Genomic DNA, 18991 nt, shown 5'->3' with positions numbered 1-18991 from the left:
GCACAAGTCCGTATACGTTCGGCCAGGCTCAAGCGCATTTTGTGCGTGTATGAGAACCAGCTCGACGACAGGAGTACAACGAATGATCCAGCAGGAGTCGCGACTAAAGGTTGCCGACAACACGGGAGCTAAGGAAATCCTGTGCATCCGTGTCCTCGGTGGCTCGGGTCGGCGCTATGCGGGTGTTGGCGATACTATCGTCGCATCCGTGAAAGACGCTATCCCCGGCGGCAACGTGAAGAAGGGTGAGATCGTCAAGGCAGTTGTTGTGCGTACCCGCAAGGAACGCCGCCGCCCAGACGGTTCTTACATCCGCTTCGATGAAAACGCAGCTGTCATCCTTAAGAGTGATGGCGAACCGCGTGGTACCCGTATCTTTGGCCCCGTCGGCCGTGAGCTTCGTGACAAGAAGTTCATGAAGATCGTGTCACTCGCACCGGAGGTGCTCTGATGGCAGCAAAAATTAAGAAGGGTGACCTGGTAGAGGTCATCTCTGGTCGCACGAGCGATCAGAAGAAGATTGATGAGCGCAACAAGCGCCGCGAGGCCGAGGGGCTTGCTCCTCTAGCGCCTGGCGATAAGGGCAAGCAGGGACGCGTTATCAAGGTGTTCCCAGCCGAGCAGAAGGTCCTCGTTGAGGGCATCAACGTGAAGACCCGCCACACGCGCCAGGGCATGTCTGCCCAGGGCGCCACAACTGGCGGCATTGAGCACATTGAGGCTCCGATCCACATTTCCAAGGTGGCTCTTGTGGATCCGGATACGAAGAAGCGTGTTCGTGTTGGCTTCCGCGTTGAGCGCGACGAGAACGGCAAGCGTATTAACCGCAACCCGATCCGCGTGGTTCGTGGTGGTACCAAGCGCGGCCTCGAACCTGGAAAGGAAATCGGAGCATGACCCCTCGCTTGAAGCAAAAGTACATTGATGAGGTCCGCCCGAAGTTGGAGAAGGACTTCGCGCACGCTAACACCATGGAGGTAGGTGGCCTGGTTAAGGTCGTCGTGAACATGGGTGTTGGAGATGCGGCTCGTGACTCGAAGGCTATCGAGGGTGCGATTCGCGACTTGACCGTTATCACCGGCCAGAAGCCGGCTGTTACCAAGGCTCGTAAGTCGATCGCGCAGTTTAAGCTGCGTGAGGGTCAGCCTATTGGCACGCACGTCACGATGCGTGGTGACCGCATGTGGGAGTTCATGGATCGCCTGATCTCTCTTGCACTTCCGCGTATTCGCGACTTCCGTGGTCTAAGCCCGAAGCAGTTCGACGGTAACGGCAACTACACGTTCGGCCTGACGGAACAGTCCGTATTCCACGAGATTAATGTGGACAACATTGATCGCGTTCGTGGCATGGACATCACGATCGTCACGTCAGCCAAAACCGACGATGAGGGTCGTGCGCTTCTGCGCGGCCTGGGCTTCCCGCTCAAGGAGAACTGACAAATGGCGAAGACGTCTTTGAAAGTAAAGGCCGCCCGCAAGCCTAAGTTTGCGGTTCGTGCTTACACGCGTTGCAACCGTTGCGGTCGTCCGCACTCGGTGTACCGCAAGTTCGGATTGTGCCGTGTCTGCCTGCGTGAACTCGCTCTTAACGGCGAGCTTCCGGGTGTGACTAAGAGCAGCTGGTAACGACTACATCGCAGGTCCAATGCTGATAAGCAGTTTTGGAAACCGCGTTGAGGAAGGGGAGAAACCCCGATGACAATGACTGATCCCATCGCAGACATGCTCACGCGTCTGCGTAATGCGAGCTCGGCACAGCATGAGTCGGTGTCGATGCCGCATTCTAAGCTCAAAGCAGCTATTGCTGAGATCCTTGTTAGGGAAGGCTACATTGCCGCTAGCAAGGTAGAGGACGCCCGCGTTGGTAAAACTCTGACGCTTGACCTCAAGTACGGTGCTAACCACGAGCGCGCTATCACTGGCGTAAAGCGCGTCTCTAAGCCGGGTTTGCGCGTTTATGCAAAGTCCACCAACCTGCCGCGCGTTCGTGGCGGTCTTGGCGTTGCGATTCTTTCGACTTCGTCCGGCCTGCTCACTGACCGCGAGGCATACAACAGGGGAGTAGGTGGGGAAGTCCTCGCCTACATCTGGTAAGGAGAACTATTCATGTCACGTATTGGCAAGACTCCGATCCCGATCCCCGCTGGTGTTGACGTTACGATTTCGGATCGCGAAGTTAAGGTTAAGGGCCCGAAGGGCGAACTTAGCTACGTCGTGAAGGGCCCGGTTGCCGCGGTTATCGAGGATAACGAGGTTAAGGTCTCTCGCGATGGTGACGATCGTGAGGCTCGTGCAATGCACGGTCTTACGCGTTCCTTGATTGAGAACATGGTTGTTGGTGTAACCCAGGGTTACTCCAAGGAACTTGAGATTGTGGGCACGGGTTACCGTGTTGCCGCGAAGGGCAAGGGCCTTGAGTTCCAGCTTGGCTTCTCCCACCCGGTAGTCGTTGAGGCTCCGGAAGGGATCGAGTTCAAGGTTGAGAACCAGACCAAGTTCTCTGTTTCCGGTATCGACAAACAGCTGGTTGGTGAAACCGCTGCGAAGATCCGCAAGATTCGCGCTCCCGAGCCTTACAAGGGCAAGGGCGTTCGCTACGCCGGCGAGCAGGTACGTCGCAAGGTTGGAAAGGCTGGTAAGTAATGGCTTACACGGTTAAAGGCAAGGGCAAATTCATTGCCCGCAAGCGTCGTCACCAGCGTGTTCGTAAGAACGTTAACGGTACTGCGGAGCGTCCTCGTCTGGTAGTGACCCGCTCTAACCGCCACATGGTTGCGCAGGTTGTGAACGACCAGGTTGGTCACACGCTCGTATCCGCTTCCACTTTGGAAAAGGATTTTGATGGCAAGGGCACGAAGGTTGAGAAGGCTCGCCGTGTTGGCGAACTGATCGCTCAGCGTGCTAAGGATGCCGGTATCACCGCTGTGGTTTTTGACCGCGGTGGCAACAAGTACCACGGCCGTGTCGCCGCTGTAGCAGAGGGTGCCCGCGAGGGCGGCCTGACGCTGTAAGAAGCGACGAAAGGAAGAGAACACACTGATGGCTAAAAATCAGGAAAACTCTGAGGGACGCGACGAGCAGCGTCGCGAGCGCCGCTCAGGTCGCGATCAGCGCCGTGACAACAACCGGCGTGACGACAAGAACCAGTACATTGAGCGTGTAGTTACCATTAACCGCGTCTCTAAGGTGGTTAAGGGTGGTCGTCGTTTCAGCTTCACGGCTCTTGTAGTCGTTGGAGATGGCGAAGGCACTGTCGGCGTTGGCTACGGCAAGGCTAAGGAAGTTCCTCAGGCTATTGCGAAGGGCGTTGAAGAGGCTAAGAAGAACTTCTTCCGCGTTCCGATGATCCGTCGCACGATCACGCACAAGGTTCAGGGCGAGGACGCTGCGGGCGTTGTTATGCTACGTCCCGCAAACCCCGGTACTGGTGTTATCGCCGGTGGCCCGGTTCGTGCAGTGCTTGAGTGCGCGGGTATCCACGACGTTCTGTCGAAGTCGCTTGGCTCGCAGAACGCAATCAACATTGTTCGCGCTACGGTTGCAGCGCTGAAGGAACTTGAGGTTCCCGAGGCTGTTGCTGCGCGTCGCGGACTTCCGCTGGAGCGCGTGGTTCCGGCTTCCATGCTTCGCGCTCGCGCGGAGGGTGAAGCTGAGCGTCGCGCTGCTGCTGAGAAGGCCGAGAACGATAAGGCTGCGGCAGGGGTGAGCAACTAGTGGCTAAGAATCTGAAGATTACTCGCGTTCGCGGCGATGTTGGTCGTCCCGAGCGTCAGCGCGCCACGATGCGTGCTCTTGGTCTGCGTAAGATCAACCAGTCGGTTGTTCTGCCGGACAACAAGTCCAACCGCGGTATGGTTCGCGCCGTCCGCCACATGGTCGAGGTAGAGGAGGTCGACTGACCATGAGTGAAGAATACTCAATCACGCGCCTCCACGACCTTAAGCCGGCACCCGGTTCCAACAAGCGCAAGATGCGTGTTGGCCGCGGTGAAGGTTCGAAGGGTAAGACCGCTGGTCGTGGTACCAAGGGCACGAAGGCTCGTTACCAGGTTCCCGCAGGTTTCGAAGGCGGCCAGATGCCTATGCACATGCGCCTTCCGAAGCTGCGTGGCTTCAAGAACCCGTTCCGCGTCGAGTACCAGGTTGTGAATCTGGAAAAGATTGAGGCTCTGTTCCCCAAGGGTGGCGACGTCACCGTTGAGGATCTTGTAGCCAAGGGCGCTGTTCGCGGTGGCGAACTAGTGAAGGTTCTGGGCCAGGGCGAGCTCACCCAGAAGTTCAACATTACGGTTGATAAGTGGTCGGCATCTGCTGAAGCTAAGATCACTGCTGCCGGCGGATCCATTTCCGCTCGCTAATGTCAGCTGTCTGAGATGAGGTGCGGCCCGATCAGTATGGTCGGGCCGCACTTTTACCGTTTGCTTAATCTGGTTTCAGACCTAGCATAATGATGCGCTAGTCTAAGATCGATTACGCTTGAATTGATTTGTTTATCCCAGGAGGACGCTTGCTCTCCGCATTTGCACAGGCATTCCGAACACCTGATCTTCGGAACAAAATGCTGTTCACGCTGATGGTCATGGCATTGTTCAGGCTGGGCTCATTCATTCCTACGCCGGGTGTTTCCACTCCGAATGTTCAGGTTTGTTTGGCACAGCAGGATCAGACCTCGCTTCTCGATCTGGTGAATCTATTCTCCGGTGGCGCGCTCCTACAGCTGTCGGTTTTTGCGCTCGGTATCATGCCTTACATTACGGCGTCGATTATCGTTCAGCTTCTTCGCGTGGTTATTCCTCGTTTTGATGATCTTCATAAGGAAGGACAGCAGGGGCGTTCTAAGCTCACGCAGTACACGCGTTACCTGACGATTTTCTTGGGTGTCCTCCAGTCTTCGACCATCATTTCGCTGGCGATGTCGGGCCGTCTGTTCCCAGGCTGCTCCGTGCCATTGATCCCAAATCAGGGTCCGGTCACGTTCCTTCTGATGGTCATTGTTATGACCGCTGGAACTGGCGTCATCATGTGGCTCGGTGAGCTCATTACGGAGCGCGGTATTGGTAACGGCATGTCGCTCCTTATTTTCACGTCGATCACGGCGACCTTGCCTGCTCGCCTCATGTCTATCGGCCGTGGTGGCGGATGGGGCAAGGTCTTTTGGATCGTGGCTCTTATTCTGGCGATCACCCTGGCCGTGGTTTATGTGGAGCAGGCCCAGCGCCGCATTCCGGTCCAGTACGCGAAGCGTATGGTTGGGCGCCGCTTGATGGGTGGTTCCGCCACTTACATTCCGTTGAAGATCAACATGTCGGGCGTTATCCCCGTCATCTTCTCCACGTCTATTCTTGCTCTACCTCCGATGATCGCTAACTTCGGTGAACCCACTGCGGATTGGGTCCTGTGGATTCAGCGTAACTTCTTGTCCACTAGCGCCATGTACATGCTGATCAACGCGATCTTGATTATTTTCTTCGCGTTCTTCTACACGTCAATCACGTTCAATCCGGAAGAGACCGCGGACAACATGAAGCGCTACGGCGGTTTTATCCCCGGTATTCGCGCGGGCCGTCCAACCGCGGATTACCTGCGTTACGTGATGAGCCGTATTACGTCGGCGGGCGCTATCTACCTCGCAATCATCGCGTTGCTCCCAACTCTTGCGATCATTCCTTTGAAGCTTGAGGCTGGCCAGTTACCGTTTGGCGGAACAACGCTTTTGATTATCGTTGGTGTTGGTTTGCAGACGGTTAAGGAAATTAACTCGCAGCTACAGAAGCACCACTACGAAGGGTTCCTCCAGTGATAACTCCAGATGGGGCAAATGTAGGCCCTGCGATTTTGATTCTTGGTGCACCGGGTGCTGGGAAGGGAACGCAAGCTAAGCGTATTGCCAAGGCTTTGCAGATCCCCGCAATTTCTACCGGCGCGATTTTCCGCCAGAACATGAAAGACCGCACCGAGCTTGGTCAAAAAGCGCAGTCTTATATGGATGCGGGCGAGTTCGTTCCCGATTCGGTTACCAACCCGATGGTGGAGGCACGCTTGTCGGCGCCAGACGTTGCAGGCGGGTACTTGCTTGATGGCTACCCGCGCACGATTGAACAGGCGTTTTACTTGCGTGACGTGCTTGCCGCCACGGGGCGCGATTTGGATCTGGTTCTTGAGATCGCGGTTGAACTTGATGAGGTCGTTGAGCGTTTGTTGAAGCGGGCCGAGATCGAGGGACGCGCTGATGACACTGAGCCGGTGATTCGTCGCCGCCTTGAGGTGTATAAGGATCAGACGGAACCGATGGTTACCTACTATGCGGACCAGGACAAACTGGTGCAAGTGGATGGTGTTGGCACGGTTGATGAGGTGTGGGAACGCATCCGCAAGGTGCTCATCGAGCACGGCTTGCTAGAAAAGTAGTTTGATGATGGTGAACCCGCTGAGATTTCAGCGGGTTCACCGCTTTATACGTGTTGAGGTTGGTATGTCTCGAATTGAGCTGAAGTCCGATAAGCAGATTTTGTGGATGCGTGAGGCCGGGCTGGTTGTAGCAGATATTCATAGGGCGCTACGTCAAGCGGCCGTGCCGGGTGTGACATTGCTAGAGCTGGACGAAGTTTCGGCAGGTGTGATTGCAAAGAACGGGGCGAAGTCAAACTTCCTTGGCTACGGAGGTTTCCCGGCAACGGTTTGCATCTCGGTGAATGACACGGTGGTGCATGGCATCCCGGATATGACGCGGCTGGAGCGCGGTGACCTCGTCTCTTTTGACTGCGGGGCTTACGTGGAGCGCGAAGGCCGGCAGTGGCATGGCGACGCGGCATTCACGATGATTGTGGGCGGCGATGAAGCCGGTTCGGATGAGGCTCGTCGTTTGAACTCGGTGACCGAAGAATCCATGTGGGCTGCCCTCGCCGCGGTTGCGAAGGGGAAGCGCATCTACGATATTGGCGACGCGGTTGAAGAAGTGGTGGAGAAGCGCCGCGACGGCAACTGGGAGGCCGGAATCATCGAGGAGTACACGGGGCACGGTATCGGCACCGCAATGCATCAGGCGCCAGAGGTATTGAATTACCGTCCACGCGGTCTGTCACCACGAATTAAACCGGGCATGGTTTTGGCGGTAGAGCCAATGCTGACCGATGGAAGTATTGAAACGTTTGTGCTTGAAGATGACTGGACGGTTAAGACTTCGGATGGAAGCTTGGCCTCGCATTGGGAACACACTATCGCGCGTACAAGTCAGGGCGTTTGGGTGCTGACTTCTCCAGATGGCGGCGCAGCCGGTTTGGCTCCGTACGGGGTGAAACCCACGCCGCTCAGCGCGTGAGTGATTTAACAAGCTCGGGGCCTTTCCAGGCCATCAAATATCCTATAAACTCGATGGTTGGGCCATAATCTGTACCCGAAATTCGGTGTGCATAGGCTCGCCCTCAGTTTTGGGGGTTTCCAAACGACCTGTAGGGGATAGACGGAGGATATGGCGAAAAAAGACGGCGTCATTGAGATGGAAGGAACCGTCGTGGAGGCTCTGCCTAACGCGATGTTTCGAGTTGAGCTTGGTAACGGGCATCTAGTTCTGGCACATATTTCCGGAAAGATGCGCCAACACTACATTCGTATTCTTCCGGAGGACCGCGTCGTCGTCGAGCTTAGCCCGTACGACCTGTCGCGCGGACGCATCGTTTACCGCTACAAGTAAAACCGACACTAAGCCGATTTTCGGTGGAGGTAGAACCATGAAGGTACAGCCGAGTGTCAAGAAGATCTGTGACAACTGCAAGGTGATTCGTCGCCACGGCAAGGTTATGGTCATCTGTGACAATCCGCGACACAAGCAGCGCCAGGGCCGCTAAGCCCAAAGCTGTTTTATAAATCAATAAGCATTTCATCGGCCGCTCCGGGGGATTTTCCCGGGTGCGAGACCCTCGGTTGAGGAGGCCGGGGCTGGGGATTAGAACCTAGATGATGAAGTGACCACCTCCTACTTCACCATTGGAGTGAAAACATGGCACGTATTGCCGGCGTAGACCTCCCCCGCGAGAAGCGGTTGGAAGTTGCGCTTACTTACATTTACGGCGTTGGCCGCACGCGCGCTAAGGAAGCCTTGGCCGCAACCGGTGTTTCACCGGATCTGCGCACAAAGGACGCCACTGAAGAGGATCTCGTAAAGCTCCGTGAGTACATCGAGGGCAACTACAAGGTGGAAGGTGACCTGCGCCGTGAGGTTCAGGCTGATATCCGCCGCAAGATTGAGATTGGTTCCTACCAGGGTCTGCGCCACCGTCGTGGCCTGCCGGTCCGCGGTCAGCGCACCAAGACGAACGCTCGTACCCGTAAGGGCCCGAAGCGCACTGTTGCCGGAAAGAAGAAGGCCTAACCCACGGGGTTGGCTGTTACTCGCAGGAGAATAAGTTATGGCTACTACTAAGCGTTCATCGGTGGCTCGTAAGGGTAAGCGCAAGACTCGTCAGAATGTGCCCCACGGCCACGCGTACATTAAGTCGACGTTCAATAACACGATCGTGTCGATCACAGACCCAACCGGCGCTGTCCTTTCTTGGGCTTCCTCCGGCCAGGTCGGTTTTAAGGGCTCGCGTAAGTCCACCCCGTTTGCTGCTCAGCTTGCTGCGGAGTCCGCAGCTCGCCGCGCCCAGGAGCACGGTGTGAAGAAGGTTGACGTTTTCGTTAAGGGTCCGGGTTCCGGCCGTGAGACTGCTATCCGTTCGCTTCAGGCAACGGGTATTGAGGTTGGCTCCATTCAGGATGTCACCCCGCAGCCGCACAACGGTGCACGCCCGCCGAAGCGTCGCCGCGTCTGAGCGTTTCATCGAGACCTTTGAGTCTCCACGTCGATGTTGATTAGCCTCCCGGTTATTCAACGCCAAACCTGTTCCAGCAAGTGCTGGTAACACCGCTCAATGTCATATGGCGGATGTTGAGCAGAAAGGATCACAGACGTGCTCATTGCACAGCGACCCACTCTGACAGAAGAGAAGGTTAGCGACTACCGCTCGCGTTTTACACTGGAGCCCCTAGAGCCGGGGTTTGGATACACGCTGGGTAACTCCTTGCGTCGTACCTTGCTGTCCTCCATTCCGGGGGCGGCTGTGACGTCTATCCGCATTGATGGCGTTCAGCACGAGTTTTCGACCGTGCCGGGCGTTAAGGAAGATGTCGCCGAGATTATCCTGAACATCAAGGAGATCGTTCTCTCGTCTGAGAATGATGAGCCTGTTGTCATGTACCTTCGTAAGGATGAGGCCGGTGAGGTAACGGCGGGAGATATTACGCTTCCTGCCGGGGTTGAGGTTCACAACCCGGATCTTCACATTGCCACGCTTTCTGAGAAGGGCAAGCTGGAGATCGAGCTGACCGTGGAGCGTGGCCGTGGCTACGTTTCGGCCGCTCAGAATAAGAGCGCGGATGCAGAGATTTCTCGCATCCCGGTTGATTCGATTTACAGCCCCGTTTTGCGGGTTACCTACAAGGTTGAAGCTACTCGTGTTGAGCAGCGTACGGACTTTGACCGTCTCGTCGTTGATGTCGAGACTAAGGCGGCCATTTCGCCGCGTGACGCTCTTGCTTCAGCTGGTAAGACGCTTGTTGAGCTGTTTGGTCTAGCTCGCGAGCTGAATACTGAGGCTGAGGGCATTGAGATTGGTCCGTCCGCTACGGATGAGACGCTTGCGCAGGATCTGGCTCTTCCGATTGAAGAGCTTGGGCTGCAGTCCCGTTCTTACAACGCCTTGCGTCGCCGCGGTATTTTGACCGTTGGCGAGCTGGTTGCTCACTCGGAGGCTGACCTTCTGGATATTCGTAACTTTGGTACGAAGTCTATTGAGGAGATCAGGGAGAAGCTTGCTGGTCTTGGCATGACGCTTAAAGACGCAGTAATGCCCGGTGGTTCCACTGATCAGCCTCGTTCTATCCAGTTCAGCGACGAGTAAGCATCGCACAGAAGTTTTATAGGAGAAATCATGCCCAAGCCTACGAAGGGCCCTCGTCTGGGTGGAAGCCCGGCGCACGAAAAAATCATTCTGGCGAACCTCGCCAGGGAACTGTTCATTCACGGACAGATCACGACGACGGCCGCTAAGGCTCGTCGCTTGCAGCCGCTTGCCGAGAAGATGATCACCAAGGCTCGCCGCGGTGACATTCACGCTCGTCGCACGGTTGCTAAGACGATTTCGGATAAGGACGTTTTGTACACGTTGTTTGACGAGATCGCACCGTCGATTGATCCGGAGCGTCAGGGTGGCTACACCCGTATCACGAAGCTCGGCAATCGTCGTGGCGACAACGCTCCGATGGTTCAGATTTCTATCGTGACCGAGAAGGTTGAGAAGAAGGCTGTTATCGCGGAGGCCGACAAGACTGCAGCTATGGCTGCGGCGGCTGAGGACGAGGTCAAGGAGCAGGAGACCGCCCAGGCTCCTGAATCTGAAGAGGCTGAAGAGGTTGTAGAGGCTGCTGAGGCTGAAGAGGCCGAGGCTGCTGAGGAAACCGAGAAGTAAGTCTGACTGCTTCAAGGAGGGTGCGGATCGTTTGGTCCGCGCCCTCCTTTTGTTTTTGCGCAGGTTGCGGGCCGCTAGGATGGGGAGCATGAGTGAGATTTTGACCCTGGCTGTTGACTGCGGTGGGGGTGGAATAAAGGCGTCGGTGCTGGATGAGAACGGCACGATGATTGCCCCGGCTGTGCGCACGGCTACGCCCTACCCTTTGCCGCCAGCGCTACTGGTTGACACGATTGTGGATTTAGCGGTGCATCTGCCGCATGCGGATCGCGTGACGGTGGGTATGCCCGGCATGATTCGCCACGGTGTGGTGATTGCGACGCCGCACTACATTACGAAGGATGGCCCTCGCTCTAAGGTTTTGCCCGAGTTGGTGCAGCTGTGGTCGCGGTTTGACATGCGCAGGAGTTTGGAGGAGCGCCTACAGGTTCCTACGCTCGTGCTGAATGATGCGGAGGTTGCGGGTGCTGGGGCGATTGCGGGCACGGGCTTAGAGATGATCATTACGCTGGGGACCGGTTTGGGAAACGCGGTGTTTGATGCGGGCAGGCTGGCGCCGCATACGGAGATCTCTCAGGGGCCGATTCGCTGGGGTTTGACCTATGACGATTACCTGGGGGAGCATGAGCGGTTGCGGCTAGGGGACGCGCACTGGTCGCGTCGCGTTCGCCGCACGGTAGCTGCACTCCGTCCCATGTACATGTGGGACCGCTTGTATATCGGTGGAGGCAATGGGGTGCGGATTACGCCGTCTCACCGCGAGCATTTGGGTGATGACGTGGTGATTGTGCCTAATGACGCGGGAATCCGTGGCGGGGTGCGAGCTTGGAACGTTTAGAACAACCCGCGCCACCCGTAGTTGAGCAGGCCGCAGAGCCCGTGGTTCGTGTCCGTTTGGATCTGGCGTATTTGGGAACATCGTTTCGCGGTTGGGCACGTCAGCCGCGTTTGCGTACGGTGCAGGGTGAGGTTGAGGAGGCCTTGGCAACTCTTCTGCGCACGCCGGCGACGCTAACGGTGGCGGGGCGTACTGATGCTGGTGTTCATGCGGCGGCTCAGGTGGCGAACTTTGACGTGGAGCAAAGCCGTATTTCAAAGCTCAACCGTGAGGGTGATTTTGAGGCCGGGATGGCGGCCCTCCAGGGACGCTTGAACGGTTTGTTGTCGCGCGGCAGTGAGGGTGCTGGCGCAGATGTGGTGGTGAAGTCTGTCCGGGTGGTGTCCGCTGATTTTGACGCCCGGTTTAGTGCACTTAAGCGCCACTATTGCTACCGCATTTCAGATCGGGTGGATACGAACGATCCCCTCACCGCTGCCACGATGTGGTGGACTGGTGCGCAGTTGGACGTGAACGCCATGCAGGCAGAAGCAACCTGCCTGCTGGGGGAGCACGATTTCTTGTCATTTTGTAAGCCTCGGGAGGGGGCTACCACTATCCGCACCTTGGAAGAGGTGAGGGTGGAGCGCTCCTCAACGGGAATTGAAGTGCGCTTGTCGGCGGATGCTTTTTGTCATTCGATGGTGAGGTCCGTGGTGGGGGCGCTTATAGAGGTAGGACGCGGGCGGCGTCCGCGCGGGTGGGTTAGGCAGCTGGTGGAACAGCCCAGCAGATCTCATTCGGTGCCGATCGCGCCCGCACATGGCCTGACGTTGGTTGCGGTGGAGTATCCTGGTAAGGACGAATGGGCGGACCAGCAGAAACGAACGCGCAGGTTGAGGTCGCTCGGCTGCTAATAGGTCGACGCCAGCGTGTTTTATGAGTAATACGCCACTAATGGGCGCTGTTCCTTTGACGCTGATCCGCTAGGTCGTTAAGCTGTAAGACGTTGTGCGTCTAGTGTGCGCGGATCAGAACTTCCCACTCACTGGTCTAACGCCCAGACGCAATGACGCGAGCAATACCTGAATGTGAGCGGTTGCAATTATTCGTCATTGAATATTGCGGCGCTCCCGAATTAGAAGAAGAAGGCCACGCCCGTGCGCACCTATATTCCTAAGCCCGGAGACGACGTCAAGAAGTGGTACGTTATCGACGCCACTGACCTCGTCCTCGGCCGTGTGGCAGCTGCGGCTGCCAGGCTACTTCGTGGGAAGCATAAGCCTACTTTCACGCCGAACCTTGATCAGGGTGATTTCGTCATCATTATTAACGCTGACAAGATCGCCGTTACTGGTAACAAGCTGGATCAGAAGTTCGCTTACCGCCACTCCGGTTTCCCGGGTGGTTTGAAGAAGATTTCTTACCGTGAACTTCTTGCTAAGTACCCTGAGCGTGCTGTTGAGAAGGCTATTCGCGGTATGATCCCGCATAACAAGCTCGGTCGAGCTCAGATGAAGAAGCTCCGTGTCTACGCAGGTCCGGAGCACCCTCATGCGGCTCAAAATCCGATTCCCTACGAGATCACCCAGGTCGCCCAGTAAGCGCCCAGCGCTGTGGACGCCAGTAAGTAAAACTGAGGAGAACTGTGGCTGAGACCACCGATATCGACGTGCTGGAAGAGGAGAACGCCCCCAGCTCGTACACTACTGAAACTGAGACCGAGAAGACTGGCGCTGGCCAGTCGATTACCGCTCCGGGTGTTGGCCTGGGCCGTCGCAAGCGCTCCGTTGCGCGTGTGCGCCTAGTTCCGGGCACTGGCGAGTGGAAGGTCAATGGTCGTTCGTTGGACGACTACTTCCCGAACAAGTTGCACCAGCAGCTGGTTCGCTCACCTTTTGTACTTCTTGACCTTGAGGGTCGTTTTGACGTGATTGCTCGCATTAATGGCGGCGGCACGTCTGGCCAGGCTGGCGCTTTGCGTCTTGGCATTGCCCGCGCGCTCAACGAGATTGACCGTGAGGCTAACCGCCCGGCTTTGAAGAAGGCTGGTTTCTTGACTCGTGACGCTCGTGTCACGGAGCGCAAGAAGGCTGGTCTTAAGAAGGCACGTAAGGCTCCGCAGTACTCCAAGCGTTAATGTTTGGCTGATTGCGTTTTGGAGGCCCGCACCACGTGGTGCGGGCCTCTTTTTTGTGTTTTGCTCATATGATTGTGGGGTAAAAGTTTTTTAGGAGTATCGTTTTTCTTGTTTGTTAGAGGGCGCATGTAGCCCGCGATTGGAGGAATGCTATGCCTCGGATGTTTGGTACTGATGGTGTACGTGGGCTTGCAAATCGGGATATAACCCCGCATTTGGCGTTGGAACTGGGGGAGGCTGCCGCTAGGTATGTGGCGCGTTCTTCTAATGGTTCGGGGTCGCGTCCTCGCGCAATTATTGGCCGCGATACGCGCTTGTCGGGCGAGTTCTTGGATCATGCGCTGGCTGCTGGTTTGGCGGCGGCTGGTATGGATGTGACGCGTATTGGCGTGGCTACTACTCCGATGGTGGCGCATTTGACGGCTACGGAGAACGTTGAGCTGGGTGCGATGATTTCCGCGTCGCATAATCCGATGCCGGATAATGGTATTAAGTTTTTTGCCCACGGCGGTTTTAAGTTGGAGGACCGTGTTGAGGACACGATCGAGCGTTTGATTGGCGAACCGTGGGAGCGCCCGGTGGGCGAAGCGGTTGGCGAGATCGAGTTTGATGATTCGCGCGCCTCGTCTTCGTATATTGAGCATCTTGTAGGTGCGGTTGGTACGTCGCTCAGGGGTATGCGCATCGCGGTTGATGCGGCTAACGGTTCGGCATCTTGGTTTGGTCCGGAGGCGCTTCGCGAGGCCGGGGCTGACGTTGTGGTGATTAACGCGTCGCCTGATGGCAGGAATATCAACCATGATTGCGGTTCTACTCATCCGGAGCAGTTGCAGGCGTTCACCGTGGCGTCGAAGGCTGATTTTGGTGTGGCGTATGACGGTGATGCGGATCGTTGTTTGGCAGTTGATGCTGAGGGCAACCTGGTTGATGGTGACAAGATCATGGGCGCGTTGGCGTTGGATCTGCGTAGGCGTGGAAAGTTGTTTGATGACACGCTGGTGATCACGGTGATGTCGAATCTGGGCCTGGTGCTCGCGATGAAGGAGCAGGGCATTAAGACGGTTCAGACGGCTGTGGGTGACCGCTACGTGTTGGAGGAGATGCGAGCGAAGGGCTACACGCTGGGTGGCGAGCAGTCCGGCCACGTGATCGCCTCTCACCATGCAACCACGGGTGATGGTGTGCTGACGTCGTTGTTGATCGCACGCATGTTGAAGGAGACGGATCGTTCGCTGGCCGAGGCTACAGATTTTGTGAAGCGTTTGCCGCAGATTTTGATCAATGTGGGTGGCGTGGATAAGAAGCGCACGGATGACGAGGCAGTTGTGGCTGCAGTGCGTGAGGCTGAGGAGCGACTGGGCGAGACCGGTCGTGTGGTGCTGCGTCCGTCGGGCACGGAGCCTTTGGTGCGCGTCATGGTTGAGGCAGCAACCCAGGAGCAGGCTGATCACGAGGCCGGCCTAATCGCCGACGTGGTGAAGGAACGCCTGTCGCTCTAGATTGTAATAGTCATCTGTCGCTAGGTGACTTCCAGGACAGTAACGGAACTGTGGGGATTCGTCCCTGCAGTTCCGTTTTCATTAGACCTGTTATGGCAGTACAGTACACGGCATTTTAGAGGTTATGGGTGAGAGCTGCACTCAAGCGGTTTGCCTGGTATGCTGCTTGATATGCTGCGTGTAGTTATCACGGTTCGTGATATGTCATGTGCGTAGTACGTACGTAGGAGTAGGCTGGGAAATTTTGCGAAATTATCGCCTTGGAGAGCTGTTCTGCGGCCCGGGAGGATTGGGCTTAGGGGCTCAGCATGCGCAGATAGGTAACGGTGACAAGATCACGCATGTGTGGGCCACTGATTATGATGCGGATACTTGTAATACCTATATCAAGAACATTGAAGGTGCTTCTGAACGGTCGGTCATATGTGAGGATATTCGCGAGTTAGATTACAACCGACTGAGCGAGATCAGCGGTATTGATGGTCTTGCGTTTGGATTTCCCTGCAATGATTTTTCAATCGTTGGCGAACGAAAAGGAATCTCTGGCGAATTCGGCCCTCTTTACAAGTATGGAGTGAAGGCTCTCGAGGTTTTCCAACCGCAATGGTTTATTGCAGAAAATGTTGGGGGATTGCGCTCCAACAATGCGGGCAAAGCCTTCGATCGCATCATGAAGGAACTTCGGGGAGCTGGTTACGAAATCGTTCCAAACCTATACAAGTTCGAGCAATACGGCGTCCCTCAAGCGCGTCACCGAATAATCGTGGTCGGTATGCATAAAGATCTAAAGAAACCGTTCAAAGTGCCGTCTGTTGAACCCTACAAGCATGTGGATGTCTCCGTGTCCACGGCATTGGCAGGAAACATGAGTGGTTTGACCGGAACTGAAAAGACTAGGCAGTCCTCTCAAGTTGTTGAGAGACTCAAGCACATTAAACCCGGGCAGAATGCGTTCACAGCCGACTTACCGGCTCGCTTACAGATCAATACTAGGACTCGGATAAGTCAGATCTACAGGCGTTTAGACCCTGATAAGCCGGCATACACGGTTACAGGTTCTGGGGGCGGAGGCACGCATATGTATCACTGGGATGAGCCGCGCGCACTGACTAATCGTGAGCGGGCTCGTTTGCAGACTTTCCCAGATGATTTTGACTTTTGTGGAAGTAAAGAAAAAGTTCGTCGCCAAATCGGAATGGCTGTCCCACCCCAGGGAGCGCAGGTCATTTTCGAAGCGATTCTTAAAACTATGGCTGGTGTCGAATACGAATGGCAGGAGCCCAGTTTCAAGTAGCGCATATCTGTAGCGGCTCTTGATGGTCCGGAAGACTATCTGGATATGGAATTGCTCGTCGGGGCTTGAACATTAAGTCTTTTGGAGGCTCTCAAATATACTGAACTTGTATTCACACCGGCGTGACCTAGAAGGCATAATGGACTGTATTAATCAACCTTGGGCGCAGAGGCTACGCAAGAAAGTCGATGCTTTCGCGAAGAAGCAGGGTACGAGGGAGCAAGCAGAGAAGCGATATTCGCAGTTTGATAGGGCCAATTGCTTGCCTCAAATACTCGATGAAGTGTATGGCCAGCTAGAAGCCCGGCATCAAGAGGTGCAAGCCAATTTTCTGAAGACTTCGGTTACCACTAAAGACGGATTTGCAGATTGGTATCACGGAGCAAAGGAATCTGGCGGTTGCTGGGCGCAATATCGGGATCGACTTTCCAACGACTCCGGTATGAGGAGCGCGCTAAATACTATCGATTCGGAATCCAGCACAGTAGTGGGCCAGTTGGCAAACCCTTTGAAACGAGGTGACAGGAAAAAGGGTCTCGTACTTGGCTATGTGCAATCAGGTAAAACTGCTAACTACGCAGCCGTCATAGCAAAGGCAGTCGATGCCGGATACAAGATGATTATCGTGCTCTCGGGCATGTACACTGCGCTTCGCCAGCAAACACAGCTGCGTCTTGAGCGAGACCTGGCTGTTGGGCAACGTTTTATACCTGAAGGGACTGCCAAAGAACACGAATGGTTCTTGTTAACGAGTGTTGATCTAGAAACCGTTGCATCAGCTGACGGCGACATGAATGCTCGAGCTGCGAAAATCGGTTCGACGAGCATCGTGGAAGACCGTGAGAAAGTGTTTCTGGCAGTTGTTAAGAAGAACACTGTAGTTTTACAGAATGTCAGTAGATTTCTAAAGAACATGCGGGATTCTGATTTGGCAACGTTTCCCGTACTGATAATCGATGATGAGTCGGATCAAGCAACCCCAAACACCGAGGCTGAAAAGAACGCAATTTCCACTATCAACAAGCGCATCCGTACGATCTGGGAATCGGTGAAAATCGGGTCATATGTCGCATACACCGCCACGCCGTTTGCGAATCTACTAATGGATCCGAATGACGAGTTCGAACTCTATCCTTCTGATTTCTTTATCGCTATGAAGAAGCCCGATGGTTATTACGGTGCGTTGGAATACTTTGGACGACGTGAGGCTGGATTAACGGACAAACCTGGTTTTGAACCCGTGCTAGATGCCGTTAGAGAAATCCCCGACAGTGAAGTAAAACGTATCGAACCAAAAAAGCGTAAAGGCGTGTATGGCGTACCTGAGATGGTTCCGAGTCTGCGCGCGGCCATTGACTGGTTCATTGTGGCGACTGCGATAAGAAGGCTCCGCAACGGGGAGCGTCATTCGACGATGCTCGTGCACACATCAATGAAAACCTCATCACACCAGTCCGTCGCGAGTCTCATCAATGCTTATCTAGACGTATTGCAGGATCTGTCTGAAGCAGAGCTATTAGAACATTTCGAAGAGGTATTCTCCGTAGAATATTTAGCGCGTTTGTCACCTGATGTGGAACCCGGTGAATCTTGGGGAGAACTAGAACCTATCTTGTTGGAGTTAGTTCAAAAGGCGAATGTCATTGTCGACAACTCAGAGTCAGATGAGCGGTTGCAATACGATGCTGATGCCCCGGCTACGACCATTGTTGTTGGTGGTAACACGCTTTCTCGAGGGTTAACGCTTGAAGGATTAGTTTGTTCGTATTTCGCACGTGTATCCCAGGCTGCCGATACCTTGGCGCAGATGGGCCGTTGGTTCGGCTATAGGCCAGGATATGAAGATCTTGTAAGAGTGTGGATGAGTCTAGGCGTGCGCAATAAGTTCACGTACATAGCTGATATTGAGTCCGAATTACGTGAAGAAGCACAGTTCTTCGTAGATGGGCAACAGACGCCGGGTGAAATTGGAGTGCGGATGCGCACATACCCCGGGGTGCTCGAGTTAACCTCGAACAACAAAATGTACTTTGCGCACAAGGTAGACCGTAATCTTCAAGGGGTAAGGCTACAGACGCAAATATTCGAGAATGATCTGGAGCCGATTGCACATAACTGGCAGGCGTTCGTCGATTCGGTCGCGGCTTTTAATCAATCCTGTTCGAAGGCGAAACGCATTCGAAACAACTGGGTACTGTTTGATGTGCCCTCGGCAGAAATATTGGCTTTTCTAGACCGATATAACGTCCACGAAAAGGTGAGTTCGCTCCAGCCCGAAGTGATAGGCGCTTGGATTAATAAACATGCGATGTCTAAACAGTGGAATGTAGTCCTTGTTTCACCAAAGTTCGGCAAACGGGTTGAGTTAGTCGACGGGATGGAGATTACCCTGTCAAAACGTACTCGAACTATTACAAGTGATGATGATGCAACAGACATCAGGGCAGTTATTGCTCCGGATGATGTTAGTGCCGATATTGAAGCAGTTGAGCCAGGATTAGGAATAAGACAACAAATTGAGGCGCGCAGGCGGGACGCTCGCGGTAACGGGCTTTTGTTGCTGTATTTGATTGACAAGTACTCTGCTCCTTCGAATAATGACTCGAAAACTCGATGTGCGCTTAATGCGCCGGCAGATGTTCCTTTGTTCGGCTTGATACCTCCATTCCTCTCAAGAACTGAAAAGAGCGATGGCGATTATGTATCAGTGAAACCTGAAAGCTCTAGGTGAAGGA

At 55.0% G+C, this 18991-nt stretch carries 26 protein-coding genes; all 26 read left to right on the top strand.

Annotation, left to right across the window (positions count from 1 at the left end; all coding sequences use genetic code 11):
• Positions 1-82: 82 nt before the first annotated feature.
• The 26 genes from rplN to HMPREF2854_RS01475 all read left to right on the top strand — a co-directional run bounded on the left by rplN (position 83) and on the right by HMPREF2854_RS01475 (position 18987).
• Entirely contained in the window at positions 83-451 is a 369-nt protein-coding gene (gene rplN / locus HMPREF2854_RS01600) for a 50S ribosomal protein L14 (RefSeq protein ID WP_016444129.1), read from the top strand.
• Positions 451-897 (top strand): 50S ribosomal protein L24, encoded by a 447-nt coding sequence (gene rplX / locus HMPREF2854_RS01595; protein WP_016444128.1) that lies wholly within the window; start codon positions 451-453, stop codon positions 895-897. The genes rplN and rplX overlap by 1 nt, the downstream gene beginning before the upstream one ends.
• The gene (gene rplE / locus HMPREF2854_RS01590; protein WP_070618138.1) at positions 894-1439 is read left to right on the top strand and encodes a 50S ribosomal protein L5; all 546 of its coding nucleotides are present in this window, start codon (positions 894-896) and stop codon (positions 1437-1439) included. Before rplX ends, rplE begins: the two co-directional genes overlap by 4 nt.
• A 3-nt stretch (positions 1440-1442) precedes the next feature.
• Positions 1443-1628 carry a type Z 30S ribosomal protein S14 gene (locus HMPREF2854_RS01585; RefSeq protein ID WP_016444126.1) on the top strand — a complete coding sequence of 62 codons (186 nt, stop codon included), beginning with the start codon at positions 1443-1445 and terminating at the stop codon, positions 1626-1628.
• Between the two features lie 69 nt (positions 1629-1697).
• Positions 1698-2096, top strand: coding sequence for a 30S ribosomal protein S8 (gene rpsH / locus HMPREF2854_RS01580; RefSeq protein ID WP_034506916.1), 399 nt, complete (start codon positions 1698-1700; stop codon positions 2094-2096).
• A 12-nt stretch (positions 2097-2108) separates the two neighbouring features.
• Positions 2109-2645: a 50S ribosomal protein L6 gene (gene rplF / locus HMPREF2854_RS01575; protein ID WP_070618135.1), complete on the top strand. Its 537-nt coding sequence runs from the start codon at positions 2109-2111 to the stop codon at positions 2643-2645.
• A complete protein-coding gene (gene rplR / locus HMPREF2854_RS01570) occupies positions 2645-3013 on the top strand; it encodes a 50S ribosomal protein L18 (protein ID WP_034506912.1) in 369 nt (122 codons plus the stop codon). Before rplF ends, rplR begins: the two co-directional genes overlap by 1 nt.
• A 28-nt stretch (positions 3014-3041) precedes the next feature.
• On the top strand, positions 3042-3716 hold the full coding sequence (gene rpsE / locus HMPREF2854_RS01565) for a 30S ribosomal protein S5 (protein WP_034506910.1): 675 nt from the start codon (positions 3042-3044) through the stop codon (positions 3714-3716).
• Positions 3716-3901 carry a 50S ribosomal protein L30 gene (rpmD, locus tag HMPREF2854_RS01560; RefSeq protein ID WP_016444121.1) on the top strand — a complete coding sequence of 62 codons (186 nt, stop codon included), beginning with the start codon at positions 3716-3718 and terminating at the stop codon, positions 3899-3901. Before rpsE ends, rpmD begins: the two co-directional genes overlap by 1 nt.
• Before the next feature lie 2 nt (positions 3902-3903).
• Positions 3904-4359 (top strand): 50S ribosomal protein L15, encoded by a 456-nt coding sequence (rplO, locus tag HMPREF2854_RS01555; RefSeq protein WP_034506908.1) that lies wholly within the window; start codon positions 3904-3906, stop codon positions 4357-4359.
• A gap of 149 nt (positions 4360-4508) precedes the next feature.
• On the top strand, positions 4509-5801 hold the full coding sequence (gene secY / locus HMPREF2854_RS01550; protein ID WP_070618132.1) for a preprotein translocase subunit SecY: 1293 nt from the start codon (positions 4509-4511) through the stop codon (positions 5799-5801).
• Positions 5798-6409, top strand: coding sequence for an adenylate kinase (locus HMPREF2854_RS01545; RefSeq protein ID WP_070618129.1), 612 nt, complete (start codon positions 5798-5800; stop codon positions 6407-6409). Before secY ends, HMPREF2854_RS01545 begins: the two co-directional genes overlap by 4 nt.
• A gap of 64 nt (positions 6410-6473) precedes the next feature.
• Positions 6474-7319 carry a type I methionyl aminopeptidase gene (gene map / locus HMPREF2854_RS01540; RefSeq protein WP_070618127.1) on the top strand — a complete coding sequence of 282 codons (846 nt, stop codon included), beginning with the start codon at positions 6474-6476 and terminating at the stop codon, positions 7317-7319.
• Between the two features lie 150 nt (positions 7320-7469).
• Positions 7470-7691 carry a translation initiation factor IF-1 gene (infA, locus tag HMPREF2854_RS01535; RefSeq protein ID WP_016444116.1) on the top strand — a complete coding sequence of 74 codons (222 nt, stop codon included), beginning with the start codon at positions 7470-7472 and terminating at the stop codon, positions 7689-7691.
• Between the two features lie 37 nt (positions 7692-7728).
• Complete coding sequence (gene rpmJ / locus HMPREF2854_RS01530) at positions 7729-7845, top strand: 50S ribosomal protein L36 (RefSeq protein WP_016444115.1); 117 nt, start codon at positions 7729-7731, stop codon at positions 7843-7845.
• 152 nt (positions 7846-7997) lie between these two features.
• On the top strand, positions 7998-8369 hold the full coding sequence (rpsM, locus tag HMPREF2854_RS01525) for a 30S ribosomal protein S13 (RefSeq protein WP_016444114.1): 372 nt from the start codon (positions 7998-8000) through the stop codon (positions 8367-8369).
• Positions 8370-8406: 37 nt separating this feature from the next.
• The gene (gene rpsK, locus HMPREF2854_RS01520) at positions 8407-8811 is read left to right on the top strand and encodes a 30S ribosomal protein S11 (protein WP_034506900.1); all 405 of its coding nucleotides are present in this window, start codon (positions 8407-8409) and stop codon (positions 8809-8811) included.
• Positions 8812-8949: 138 nt separating this feature from the next.
• Positions 8950-9939: a DNA-directed RNA polymerase subunit alpha gene (locus HMPREF2854_RS01515; protein ID WP_034506897.1), complete on the top strand. Its 990-nt coding sequence runs from the start codon at positions 8950-8952 to the stop codon at positions 9937-9939.
• Positions 9940-9969: 30 nt separating this feature from the next.
• Positions 9970-10506 (top strand): 50S ribosomal protein L17, encoded by a 537-nt coding sequence (gene rplQ, locus HMPREF2854_RS01510; protein ID WP_070618124.1) that lies wholly within the window; start codon positions 9970-9972, stop codon positions 10504-10506.
• Between the two features lie 88 nt (positions 10507-10594).
• Positions 10595-11344, top strand: a complete 750-nt coding sequence (locus tag HMPREF2854_RS01505) for an ROK family protein (protein ID WP_070618121.1) — start codon at positions 10595-10597, stop codon at positions 11342-11344.
• Positions 11332-12240: a tRNA pseudouridine(38-40) synthase TruA gene (gene truA, locus HMPREF2854_RS01500; protein ID WP_070618117.1), complete on the top strand. Its 909-nt coding sequence runs from the start codon at positions 11332-11334 to the stop codon at positions 12238-12240. The genes HMPREF2854_RS01505 and truA overlap by 13 nt, the downstream gene beginning before the upstream one ends.
• A 243-nt stretch (positions 12241-12483) precedes the next feature.
• The gene (gene rplM / locus HMPREF2854_RS01495) at positions 12484-12927 is read left to right on the top strand and encodes a 50S ribosomal protein L13 (RefSeq protein ID WP_070618113.1); all 444 of its coding nucleotides are present in this window, start codon (positions 12484-12486) and stop codon (positions 12925-12927) included.
• 44 nt (positions 12928-12971) lie between these two features.
• The gene (gene rpsI / locus HMPREF2854_RS01490; protein WP_016444107.1) at positions 12972-13463 is read left to right on the top strand and encodes a 30S ribosomal protein S9; all 492 of its coding nucleotides are present in this window, start codon (positions 12972-12974) and stop codon (positions 13461-13463) included.
• A gap of 152 nt (positions 13464-13615) precedes the next feature.
• Positions 13616-14962, top strand: a complete 1347-nt coding sequence (gene glmM, locus HMPREF2854_RS01485) for a phosphoglucosamine mutase (protein WP_070618110.1) — start codon at positions 13616-13618, stop codon at positions 14960-14962.
• Between the two features lie 244 nt (positions 14963-15206).
• Complete coding sequence (locus HMPREF2854_RS01480) at positions 15207-16256, top strand: DNA cytosine methyltransferase (RefSeq protein WP_070618107.1); 1050 nt, start codon at positions 15207-15209, stop codon at positions 16254-16256.
• 139 nt (positions 16257-16395) lie between these two features.
• Positions 16396-18987, top strand: coding sequence for a Z1 domain-containing protein (locus HMPREF2854_RS01475; RefSeq protein ID WP_070618104.1), 2592 nt, complete (start codon positions 16396-16398; stop codon positions 18985-18987).
• Positions 18988-18991 lie beyond the last annotated feature (4 nt).

Source organism: Actinomyces sp. HMSC075B09 (assembly GCF_001812395.1).
In the GTDB taxonomy this organism is placed as follows: Bacteria; Actinomycetota; Actinomycetes; order Actinomycetales; family Actinomycetaceae; genus Gleimia; species Gleimia europaea.
This window is presented reverse-complemented; position numbering and strand designations above follow the sequence as displayed.

Bases quoted from the DNA above. Each gene is read 5' to 3' on its own strand.
- glmM (WP_070618110.1), top strand. From the start codon at position 13,616: ATGCCTCGGATGTTTGGTACTGATGGTGTACGTGGGCTTGCAAATCGG.
- rplX (WP_016444128.1), top strand. From the start codon at position 451: ATGGCAGCAAAAATTAAGAAGGGTGACCTGGTAGAGGTCATCTCTGGT.
- map (WP_070618127.1), top strand. From the start codon at position 6,474: ATGTCTCGAATTGAGCTGAAGTCCGATAAGCAGATTTTGTGGATGCGT.
- rpmJ (WP_016444115.1), top strand. From the start codon at position 7,729: ATGAAGGTACAGCCGAGTGTCAAGAAGATCTGTGACAACTGCAAGGTG.
- rplO (WP_034506908.1), top strand. From the start codon at position 3,904: ATGAGTGAAGAATACTCAATCACGCGCCTCCACGACCTTAAGCCGGCA.
- rpsE (WP_034506910.1), top strand. From the start codon at position 3,042: ATGGCTAAAAATCAGGAAAACTCTGAGGGACGCGACGAGCAGCGTCGC.
- HMPREF2854_RS01505 (WP_070618121.1), top strand. From the start codon at position 10,595: ATGAGTGAGATTTTGACCCTGGCTGTTGACTGCGGTGGGGGTGGAATA.
- rplN (WP_016444129.1), top strand. From the start codon at position 83: ATGATCCAGCAGGAGTCGCGACTAAAGGTTGCCGACAACACGGGAGCT.
- rpsK (WP_034506900.1), top strand. From the start codon at position 8,407: ATGGCTACTACTAAGCGTTCATCGGTGGCTCGTAAGGGTAAGCGCAAG.
- rpsM (WP_016444114.1), top strand. From the start codon at position 7,998: ATGGCACGTATTGCCGGCGTAGACCTCCCCCGCGAGAAGCGGTTGGAA.
- HMPREF2854_RS01585 (WP_016444126.1), top strand. From the start codon at position 1,443: ATGGCGAAGACGTCTTTGAAAGTAAAGGCCGCCCGCAAGCCTAAGTTT.
- rplQ (WP_070618124.1), top strand. From the start codon at position 9,970: ATGCCCAAGCCTACGAAGGGCCCTCGTCTGGGTGGAAGCCCGGCGCAC.
- rplR (WP_034506912.1), top strand. From the start codon at position 2,645: ATGGCTTACACGGTTAAAGGCAAGGGCAAATTCATTGCCCGCAAGCGT.
- rpsH (WP_034506916.1), top strand. From the start codon at position 1,698: ATGACAATGACTGATCCCATCGCAGACATGCTCACGCGTCTGCGTAAT.
- rplF (WP_070618135.1), top strand. From the start codon at position 2,109: ATGTCACGTATTGGCAAGACTCCGATCCCGATCCCCGCTGGTGTTGAC.
- rplE (WP_070618138.1), top strand. From the start codon at position 894: ATGACCCCTCGCTTGAAGCAAAAGTACATTGATGAGGTCCGCCCGAAG.
- infA (WP_016444116.1), top strand. From the start codon at position 7,470: ATGGCGAAAAAAGACGGCGTCATTGAGATGGAAGGAACCGTCGTGGAG.
- HMPREF2854_RS01475 (WP_070618104.1), top strand. From the start codon at position 16,396: ATGGACTGTATTAATCAACCTTGGGCGCAGAGGCTACGCAAGAAAGTC.